General features: G+C 68.9%; 5 protein-coding genes. 2 read left to right on the forward strand and 3 right to left on the reverse strand.

Annotation, left to right across the window (positions count from 1 at the left end):
• Positions 1-184: 184 nt before the first annotated feature.
• Positions 185-2,371, reverse strand: coding sequence for an alpha-L-fucosidase (locus HCN08_RS34265; RefSeq protein WP_322974855.1), 2,187 nt, complete (start codon positions 2,369-2,371; stop codon positions 185-187).
• Positions 2,372-2,952: 581 nt separating this feature from the next.
• On the opposite strand from HCN08_RS34265, the gene HCN08_RS34270 reads away from it, so the two are divergent.
• Positions 2,953-4,389 (forward strand): RICIN domain-containing protein, encoded by a 1,437-nt coding sequence (locus tag HCN08_RS34270; RefSeq protein ID WP_167987263.1) that lies wholly within the window; start codon positions 2,953-2,955, stop codon positions 4,387-4,389.
• Between the two features lie 112 nt (positions 4,390-4,501).
• Here HCN08_RS34270 and HCN08_RS36825 read toward each other — a convergent pair whose 3' ends face one another.
• Entirely contained in the window at positions 4,502-5,941 is a 1,440-nt protein-coding gene (locus HCN08_RS36825; RefSeq protein ID WP_167987265.1) for a cellulose binding domain-containing protein, read from the reverse strand.
• Between the two features lie 390 nt (positions 5,942-6,331).
• The gene (locus HCN08_RS34280; RefSeq protein ID WP_167987267.1) at positions 6,332-8,002 is read right to left on the reverse strand and encodes an IclR family transcriptional regulator domain-containing protein; all 1,671 of its coding nucleotides are present in this window, start codon (positions 8,000-8,002) and stop codon (positions 6,332-6,334) included.
• Between the two features lie 496 nt (positions 8,003-8,498).
• Between HCN08_RS34280 and HCN08_RS34285 the strand changes: the two genes are divergently transcribed.
• Entirely contained in the window at positions 8,499-10,202 is a 1,704-nt protein-coding gene (locus HCN08_RS34285; RefSeq protein ID WP_322974856.1) for an RICIN domain-containing protein, read from the forward strand.
• Positions 10,203-10,380: the final 178 nt, after the last annotated feature.

Below are 10,380 nucleotides of genomic sequence, written 5' to 3' on the forward strand. Positions count from 1 at the left end.
AGCACACGGAAACGTCCGGGCCGTGTCGCCGGAACACCGGCGACACGGCCCGGTGCGCCACCGGTGCTGCGAGGCGACGGCTTTGTCCTGCGAGGTGCCGCTCCTGTGCCTCGCGAGCACGAGCAGGCTGGGGCCCAAGGGCATCGGGCGCCGCACGGCCGTCCCCCGGCGGCTTTGACCGCGGTCAGACCGGCACGAGCTGCCAGTCCTGGTTGGCTCCGCCCGTGACGGGCCATTGGATGATGGCGGCGCCGTCGGCCGTCGAGCCGTTCGCCACGTCGACGCACCATCCGGTGCGGGCGTTGACCAGCTGGTAGTAGCCGCTCGTGGACGACGGGACCAGCTTCCACCACTGGTTGGTGCTGGACGTATCGGTCCACTGGTCGAGTGCGGCGCCCTGGGCGGAGCTGCCTGGGCTGTCGAGCAGCTTGCCGCTGCGCAAGTTGACCAATCGGTACGTTCCGTCGCCGTTCGCTTGGACATGCCAGTGCTGGTTGGTCCCTCCGGTGCTCGGCCACTGGATGACGGCGGCGCCGTCGGCCAGGGAGGCGCCGTTCACGTCCAGCACCTTGCCGCTGTTCCGGTTGACCAGCCGGTAGGTGCCCAGGTCCGCGGCGAAAGGCCGGTCGAACACCTGAAGTGACCGAATGGACGCCCAGGACCCAGCGGGCAGCCCGGTCACGGTCACCCGGATGTAGCGCACCTGAGCGGTGAACGCCACGGACTGCACCTGTCCCGAGAGCGGAGTGGCCGTGAAGTCCGCCAGCGTGGTCCAGGAGGTGTTGTCCGTGGAGCCTTCTACCCGGTAGAGGTAGTCGACGTCGGACTCCCAGGCGACACGGACACCGGTGACGCTCTTGGTCGAGCCCAGATCGACCTTCAGCCATTGGCCCGCGCTGCCGCTGGAAGCCGACCAGCGGGTGGCCGTCGAACTGTCCACGGCGTTCGAGGCGGGGTTGCCGGACTCCTGGCTGCTCGCCGTCGCGGTGCGTCCCGCCGCGATGTCGGCGGGCTGCACGGAACGGTCCAGCACAATCCCGATGACGCTGTCGTCCGCGTAGCGCGTTCGGTTGATGCCGCTGACACTCACCCGCCCGTCGGAGCCCAGGCTGTACGTCAGTGCGCTCCCGGTCGCGACGTCGTAGACCTTGCTGACCTTGGCATCTCCGATCGGTGGAGTGGTGAAGGCGGTGCCGCCGTAGCCGGGGAGCAGGTGGGCGAAGACCGTGCTGTTCTTGTAGGTGAAGCCGTACTGGCCCTCGACGGGCTGCCACGGGCCGCCTCGGGTGCCGTAGACGGAGTCGCCGCACGCCTTCATGAAGGTGCCGATCTGCCGCAGGAGATTCTGCTGCGCGGTCGGTACCGTGCCGTGCCGGTCGGGACCGATGTTGACCATGACGGTCATGTCCCGTACCCAGGAGTTGACGAGGATGTTCATGGCGTTGGTGTAGGACATGACCTTGCCGTCGGAGTTGTAGCCCCAGCTGGTGCCGACGGTGAAGACCTTCTCGGTGGCCTGCCCGGAGCGGATGGCGCCGGTGGGGACCGAGCCGCCTTCCTCGCTGGCGTAGTCGCCGACCCAGCCCGAGCGGGAGGTGGTGACGATGTCGGGCTGGTGCTTGCGGACCATGCCCATCAGCCCGAGCGGTTTGCCGGAGCTGTCGGTCTCCCCGTACGCCGCGTCCACCGGCCACTGGTTGGCGGTGTCGCGGTACTGGCCGGGCTCCCAGAAGTAGGCGCCGTCGGCATCCGTGCCCTGCTCGGCGATCCAGCCGCCGTCCCACCACAGGTCGTCGATGGTCCCGTACTGGGTGACGAGTTCCTTCACCGACTCGTAGACCTCGGTCTTCATGACCCGTGCGTTCTCCTTGTGCGCGGGGTCGGTGGTGTAGTTCCAGGGGTTGGGGGCGCAGTCGGTGCCGGTGACGTCGTAGTAGCCGGGGTAGCGCCAGTCGATCGGCGAGTAGTACAGGCCGACCTTGAGGCCGGCCGCTCGTACGGCTGCTACGTAGTCCTTGACGAAGTCCCTGTTCAGGGGGGACTGGCCGGCGCTCCAGGCGTTCGGATGGTTCAGCGGCCACAACGCGAATCCGTCGTGGTGGCGGGTGGTGAGCACGGTGTACTTCGCGCCGAAGTCGGTGGCGAGCTTCGCCCACGCGGTGGGGTCGTAGGCATCCGCGGTGAACTGCTCGTCGGTGGCGTCCGTGACGTATTTCCGGTAGTCGGACGGTGTGATGGGCGCGTTGTGCATCCACCACTCGCCCTTGGCCGGGCCGGAGTAGACGCCCCAGTGGATGAACATGCCCAGCCTGGCGTCCTGGAGCCAGGCGACCTTGCTGTCCGGCTGCTGGGAGAGGCCTAGGTCGGACACCGGGATGCGCAGGGGTTGCAGGGGGATGGGCTGGGGGGCCGCGGTAGCGGCGGCCGTAGGTGGCGCCGCGGCGATGTGGCCGACGGCTGCGGCGGCCGTGGCGGCTGCGATGCCGGTGAGAACGCTGCGACGCGAAGGTGCTGGTCGAGGCACGATTGTCTCCTCATCCGAACAGAAACGAACAGAGATTGGGATGGAACGCATACAACGCGCCTGCGCCGGACTGCTCACCTGTGAGGCAATCGCCGGAAGGTTACGTAAACATGCCGGACACGACGCCTGGCTCATCGGATGAATTAAGTGGCTCCCGGCGCAGCTTGTCCAGGGGTGCGTCAAAAGTTTTTCGAGATCAGCATGATTCCCGGCACTGCTCCTGGCCGCCGCAGCTTGCTCTCCGGCAGCCAGATCGCTCAATGGAACATCGGATGGATCTGTGTCCGGACGGTTGACGGCGCGTCAGCCACGCCCTACGGTCCTCCATCGAAAGTAAACAGAAGGGAACATGCCCGAGTGTCGGCCCGGCAGGCCACACGGGCCCGTAGGGCGGTCGCCCCCACCCCCACTCTGACCGGAGGTTCCCCATGGTCCATCGTCTTCGAAGGCTCCTGCTCGCCGTCCTGGCCGGACTACTGGCCGCGTTTGTCGTCGTCACCCCGGCGCGAGCAGCTTCCGTCACCGTCACCAACGCCACGCAGTTCACCGACACCACGGGAGAGGTGGTGCACGCCCACGGCGGAGGGGTGATCAAGGCCGGCGCGTACTACTACTGGTTCGGAGAGAACCGAAACGCCGACAACTCCTTCCGGTACGTGTCCGTCTACCGGTCCACCGACCTGAGGACCTGGGAGTTCCGCAACAATGCCCTCACCCAGTCCAGCGCGTCCGAGCTCGCGTCAGCCGGCATCGAGCGCCCGAAGGTGATCTACAACTCCACCACCCGCAAGTACGTGATGTGGATGCACAAGGAGACCGCCACGGACTACAGCCAGGCGAGGGTCGCCGTGGCCGTGTCCGACACGGTCGACGGCACCTACACCTACCTGGGCAGCTTCCGCCCGCTGGGCATCACCTCGCGGGACATGACCCTGTTCCAGGACACCGACGGCAGCGCCTACCTGGTCTCCTCGGCCAACGAGAACGCCGACCTGGACATCTTCAAGCTCACTGCCGACTACACCGGAGTGGCGAGCCTCGCGGCGAATCCCTGGCCCGGGACCTTCCGCGAGGCGCCGGCTCTCTTCAAGCGCGGCGGCGTCTACTTCATGCTGACCTCGGCCAACAGCGGATGGAAGCCCAACCAGCAGGCCTACGCAACGGCCTCCTCCGTGGCCGGCCCCTGGACACCCATGACCGACGTCGGTGACAACACCGCATACGGATCCCAGACCGCATACGTGCTGCCCGTCCAGGGCACTTCAGGCACCTCGTACCTCTACATGGGCGACCGCTGGGGCAATTCGATGGGCGGGAACGTCGAGGACTCACAGTACGTCTGGCTCCCGCTGACCTTCCCGACGCCGGTGACCATGGACATGCCGTGGTACCCGCAGGTCACGATCGACACCGCGGCCGGCACCGTCTCAGGGGCCGGCGGCGGACCCTACGACGCCCTGGTGGCCCGGCACAGCGGCAAGTGCCTGGACGTGGCCGACAATTCGGCCGCGGACGGCGCCACCGTGACGCAGTGGGGCTGCAACGGAGGGCTCAACCAGCAGTGGCGACTGACCGACGCTGGCAATGGGTACGTCACCGTCATCGCACAGCACAGCGGCAAGTGCCTGGACGTCTCGAACGCCTCGACAACCGCGGGCGCCAACGTCAACCAGTACTACTGCAACGGCGGCACCAACCAGCAGTGGCAACTCCAGAGCCAAGGCGACGGATACGTACGCCTGGTGGCCCGGCACAGCGGCAAGTGCCTGGACGTGACGGGGGCGTCTACCGCGGATGGCGCACGGCTGATCCAGTGGGACTGCAGCAGCGGCACGAACCAACAGTTCCGGGAGAACGCCATCTGATCCGACCGCCGGGTCACGGAGGACAACGCGCCCGCCCTCGCGCGGGTGGTGGGTGCCCAGCTGTGCCGGGCACCCACCAGTGGCGTACGGTACGGGCCGCTTCAGCCGCGGCTCACGTGGTGCTGCAAGCCGAGCCGTTCAGCGTGAACTGCGGCGGGGCGCTGTTGGTGCCGCTGTAGGTGCCCTGGAAGCCGAAGTCGGCGTGGCCGCCGGGGCTGATGGACGCGTTGTAGCTCGCATTGGCCGCTGTCACGCTGGCACCGGACTGGGTCACTGTGGCGTTCCACGCGTTGGTCACCTGCTGGTTGCCCGGCCAGGTCCACTTGACGGTCCAGCCGTTGACGGCGGTGCTGCCGGTGTTGGCGATCGTCACCGAGGCGGTGAATCCGTTGTCCCAGGAATTGGCGGTGTAGGTGACGGCACAGGCCCCGTTGCCGGGTCCCGTGGTGGGCGGTGTCGTCGGGGGTGTCGTCGGCGGCGTGGTGGGCGGCGTGGTGGGCGGCGTGGTCGGGGGTGTCGTCGGCGGAGTGATGCCGCCGTTGTTGCCCAGCGCGTTGTCGACGAAGTCGGCAATGACGCTCCACGACGGGTTGGGCGAGCCGGTGGCCGTGGACTCCTGGCAGCCGGATGCGGTGCGTACGGTCTGCTGCCCGTAGTGGGAGGAGCTGAGGACGTCGTTCCAGCCGTGGCCGGCGCCCGGGACGGAGAAGAACTGCACACTCCGGCAGGCGTTCTTCAGCGCCGTGTAGAGCAGCAGGCTCTGGTCATGGGGGACCAGAGGGTCGGCTTGGCCGTGCAGCAGCATCATCGGCGGGTCGTTGCTGTCCACGTAGCGGATCGGGTTGGCCTGCTCGACCTGGTCGGGGCAGGTCTGGATGGCGCAGCCCATCAGGGAGGACTCGGGGGAGCCGGCGGCGTCGTGGTCGAGACCGCCCGGGATGCGCTCGCTGTTCATCTGCAGGAAGTCGGTCGGTCCGAAGAGGCCGACGCCGGCCTGGACGGCACTGGAGACGCCGGTCGTGCCGATGTTGCCCTCGAGCGAGGAGACGCCGCCGGTGAGGGCGGCCATGTCGGCCACCCATCCGCCGGAGGAGTCGCCCATGACGGCGAAGCGGGTGGGGTCGATGTTGTAGGTGGCGGCGTTGGCGCGCAGCCAGCGAATGGCGGCCTTGATGTCGTAGACCTGGGCGGGGAAGTGGGCCTGGGAGCTGGAACGCACGCTGACCCCCGCCACCGCGTAGCCGCGGGCGGTGAAGGTGTCGGCGATCGTTCCGGCCGCCCCGGACTTGCCGTCGTCGCTGAACCAGGCCGATCCGCTGGTCCAGATCACCAGCGGGCGCGGTCCCGCGCCGCTGGAGGGGAGATAGAGGTCGAGCAGGTGGCCCTTGCTACCGGACGGTTGGGCGGGGGCGTAGGCGATGTTGCTGACGGTCTGTGCGGCGGCTGCCTGCGGCTGGACGGTGGCGGCCCTCGCCACGGTACCGAGGGCGAGGGCTGCCAGTGACGCCAGTACCGTTCCGACGATCGCACCCGCGCGCGTGCGTCTGCGCATGGTCGTGTCTCCTGTCGTGGGGGGATGGTCACCGGCCGAACCCTCCGGGTGTCGCCGCGTTGGCACACGGCGGCGGGCGTGTCCGGATTTGGACGGCCGCAAACGACTGGATGCGCCATGCACAAAGTGGGGGAATGACGGCCGTCATGCCGGTGACATGCTGGCGACCCTAAGGCGCCTCTTCAGGGGCGTCAACGAGACCCCTCGCCGGTATCGTCGGTTTTCGGACGCATCGAAGGTGGGATCCGCACCCTGCCTGAGGGATGACGCGGCAGGCGTGCGGCAGGTCGGCATGCGGAACCGCCCCTGGGTTCCCGACGGCGCGACTCTTTGTGCAGGTGGAGCGTGCCGGGTATTTGGCGAAAAAAATTTCACATCGCGAACTCGTGCTCAGGTGGGCGCGACATACGTGAAGCGGCCGACGACGTGCAGGTCCGCCTCGATGGCTCCGACCGCGGCTCGCAGCTCGGGCAGTACCTGGGTCACGCACTCCTCGACGCCGCGCCGACCGATGTGCATCGCGACGTTGACGGCGGCGACCGCGTGATTGCCCAGATCGCGGACGGGCACGGCTATGGAGCGCAGGCCCTCCTCCAGCTCCTGGTCCACCAGCGCGAATCCTTCGGCAGCGGCGTGGTCCAGGTGAGCCGCGAGCCGGCCGGGGTCCGTGGTTGTGTGTGCGGTCAGCGGTGCGAGGGCGGCGCGGCCGAGACGGGCCGCCCGGTCGCCTGCGGGCAGGTCGGCGAGCAAAACGCGGCCCATCGAAGTGGCCAAGGCCGGCAGCCGGGTTCCCGGGGTGATCTCCACCGTGAGGATTCGTCTGGCCGACACGCGGGCGGTGTAGTGGACGTCGTCCCCGTCGAGAACGGCGAGCGAGACGGAGTCCTGTACCCGCTCGGCAAGGGCCGTCAGGTGGGGCTGGGCGATCTGTGAGAGCGTCAGGCGCGACAGCGGCGCGTAACCCAATCCCAGCACCCGGGGCGTCAGGGTGAAAGAGCGCCCGTCGACGGCCACGTACCCCAGGTGTTCCAGCGTGATGAGGGCCCGCCGGGCGGTGGCCCTGGCCAGACCTGTCGCCTGTGCGACCTCGGTCAGGGTCAATGACTCGCGCCCCCCGCCGAAGGCGGTCAGCACCGTGAGCCCGCGGGCGAGCGACTCGACGAACCGCCTGCCCAACTCCTGTTTGGATGCCGCGGTCCAGGAGGCGAGCCCGGCATACGACTGCTGCGGTGCGACCGCGGGCGCCGCACGCAGCCGCTCCTCCATGGCGCGGGCCGCGTCGGCGAGCCGGGGAAGCAGCCGCTCGCGCAGGCCGGCCGCGCTGTGGCGACTGGTGTGACTGACCAGGCTCGCCACGCACGCCAGCCGTCCCCCCGGCTGCCGTACCGGTACCGACAGCGCCACCAGGCCCGGCTCTATGAGCTGGTCGTCCAGCGCCCAGCCCCGCTCCCGTGCCAGCTGCGTCCACTCCACGAACTCCTCGTCCCGCGGCGGGGCCAGTTCCTTGCGGGGTGGCAGCGCGGGAAAACGGAGGCCGCACGGGTCCTCGCTCCGCCGCCTGCGCCACCGCTCCCAATCCCGGTTGCCCCATTGCGCAGCTACCAGAGGGCCGGGCGCGGCGATCTCGGCCGGCAGCAGGTCGCCGACGCGGAAGCTGACGGACAGGGCTCGCCGGCGGGTGGTCTGGTGGACAAAGCGGATGCCGTCCTCGTCGCCCACGGCGAGCGAGACCGACTCGTCGAGCTCGCGGGCCAGGTCGCGGGCCAGTGGGCCGAGCAGTTCCGGCAAGCGCAGTGCTCCCAGATAGGCGTTGCCCAGTTGCATGACCCGCGGGGCGAGAACCAGGAAGCGGCCGTCGACGTGAAGCTGGTTCATCCGGGCGAGCGTGCCGGCGACCCGGTCCAGGGTGGACCGGACCAGACCGGTGCGGGCCTCAAGGTCGGGCAGGCTCAGCACACCACCGGCGTCAGCGAGGGCACGCAGTACCGCGATCCCCCGTATGAGCGGTACCACGGCCTCGGCCGGCGGCGTCATGGTCCGGGCAGGCAGGGGGTGCGCCATGGCTCTCGCGTCCTCTCGGTTCCTCGGCCCACGGCGGAGCGGGCACCCGGCGGCCGGCGGCGGCCCTGCGGGGAACGCTACCTGCCGGAGCCGGCCACCCGTACTCCCGGCTCGGCGTCCCGGCCACCGTGCGCTCCCGTATACGCGCTGGGCTGTCGCTGTGGCGGCAGGGGCTCCGGCAGCCGCGCCGCGGTGGTCGGGGACAACCCTTTGCCCTCATCGCCCCTGGGAGGGCAAACATGCGTCATCCCTTGACCCCGCCAGGCGACAGCCCTACGGTACCTGCCGGGGAAACCGATTGCCCAACTGGTCGGCGATGCCGGCGCATTGACGGTCCCCGACGTCGCAGGACGGGCGGCGCGGGCTTTGACCGTGGCAATGGCGTTTCCCTCATCCGTAACGCCCGATCCCCCAGAAGGGCAATCCCGTCATGCGTGCATTCGCACCCCCCCGCTCCCGGCGACCACTGAGCCGCGTCCTGGGCCTGGGAGCCGTAGTGCTGACCGTGGTGTCCGCAGCGGCGCTCGGCACGTCCGCCCAGGCGGCCCCGACCGCGGCCACCACCTTGGTCGTGAACGCCAACCAGGTGCTCAGGCCGGTGACCCACGTCGCGACCGGTTCGCTCTACGGTCTCGCCAACGCGTCCACGCCGTCCGACAGCCTGGTCCAGGCGATCAAGCCCAACACCTTCGTGCAGAAGCCCCAGGGCGGCCACCAGCAGGGCACCGGCGACATCCTCACCGTGGCGCCCAAGGCGGCGGCTGCCGGCGCGAAGGTCGTCAACCGGCTCTCGGACTACTACGCCGGCTGGCCCTACCAGTTCAGCTGGAGCAACTGGCTGAGCGTGGTCGACGACCAGATCGCCCAGACCAAGGCGTCCGGGATCACGAACCTGGCCGCCTACGCGCCCTGGAACGAGTCCGACAACACCTGGCAGTCCTCCAACGGCACGTTCGAGGACTTCTGGACGAAGACGTACCGCGAGATCCGCTCGAAGGACTCCACGACGCCGATCCAGGGCCCGAGTTTCTCGGACAACATCAGCGACATGGACAACTTCCTCAAGAACGCGGTCGCCACCAACACCGTGCCGGACATCATCGCCTGGCACGAGCTGTCCCGCGCCTCCAAGATCGCCGGTGACATCGCCACCGTCACCGCGCTGGAGAGCAAGTACGGCATCAGCCCGCGCCCGATCGCGATCGAGGAGTACGCCGCCCCGTCGGAGGTGGGTATCCCCGGCGCGCTCGTCAGCTACATCGCGAAGTTCGAGCGACTGGGCGTCCATGACGCGGAGCTGGCCTTCTGGAACCAGTCCGGCGCGCTCGGCGACCTGCTCACCGGGCAGGGCGGCAGCCCCAACGGCGCGTACTGGCTGTACAAGTGGTACGCCGACATGAGCGGCTCCATGCTCGCCACCACCGCCCCCGCTCAGACCGGTATCGACGGGGCGGCCTCCCGCAACAGCGCCGGCAACCAGATCGACGTCATCTTCGGCGGCGGATCCGGCGACAGCGCGGTGACCGTGAACGGGCTGAACGCGTTGTCCGCCTTCGGGTCCAGCGTTCACGTCAAGGTCGAGTACACCCCTTCCCGTGGACGGACGACCGCGGTCTCAGGTCCGGTCACGCTCTCCGAGGGCAACTACAGCGTCAGCAACGGCTCCCTCACCGTGCCGGTGGGCACGAACACCACTGACGGCTACCACCTGGTGATCACGCCTGCCACCTCCGGCAGCACCGGAGGGAGCACGGGCGGCACCGGCAGCACGTCGATGGCCGGCACGTACGTGATCACCAACAAGAACAGCGGTCTGGTTCTCGACACCCACAACGAAGGCACCGCCTGGGGGACTTTGATCGACCAGAACCCCGCCGACGGCGGCAACAGCCAGACGTGGACCGTGATCTCGGCCGGTTCGGACCTCTACAAGATCCAGAGCAAGTCCAGCGGCCTGTACCTCGGTATCACCGACATGAGCACATCGGACGGGGGCACGGCCGTGCTCTGGGGCGACACCGGTACCGCAGACCACCTGTGGCGGTTCGTGGCGGACTCCGGTGGCTACTACAAGATCGTCAACAACAACAGCGGACTGCTCCTGGGGGTCGCGAACATGAGCACCTCGGCGGGTGCGTCCGTTCTGCAGTGGAGCGACAACGGCACGGCGGACCACCTGTGGAAGCTCACCGTCCGCTGACCGGGAACGCCTGACCGATCCGGAACCTTGCGCCCCCGGGCCCCCGGGGGCGCAAGGTCGGTGCGGGGGACGTCTCGGGACGGATCATCACCGCGCAGGCAGGCCGTGCGTGGGGCCCGGACAGTCTCAGGCGGAGTCGCGGACGACCAGTCGGCACGCGACCGTCTCCACCCCGCTG

Source organism: Actinacidiphila epipremni, assembly GCF_012034175.1.
GTDB lineage: Bacteria > Actinomycetota > Actinomycetes > Streptomycetales > Streptomycetaceae > Actinacidiphila > Actinacidiphila epipremni.

What these genes read in the sequence shown, in the direction of transcription:
- HCN08_RS34270 (WP_167987263.1), top strand. Translation starts at nt 2,953, where the DNA reads ATGGTCCATCGTCTTCGAAGGCTCCTGCTCGCCGTCCTGGCCGGACTA.
- HCN08_RS36825 (WP_167987265.1), bottom strand. Translation starts at nt 5,941, where the DNA reads ATGCGCAGACGCACGCGCGCGGGTGCGATCGTCGGAACGGTACTGGCG.
- HCN08_RS34280 (WP_167987267.1), bottom strand. Translation starts at nt 8,002, where the DNA reads ATGGCGCACCCCCTGCCTGCCCGGACCATGACGCCGCCGGCCGAGGCC.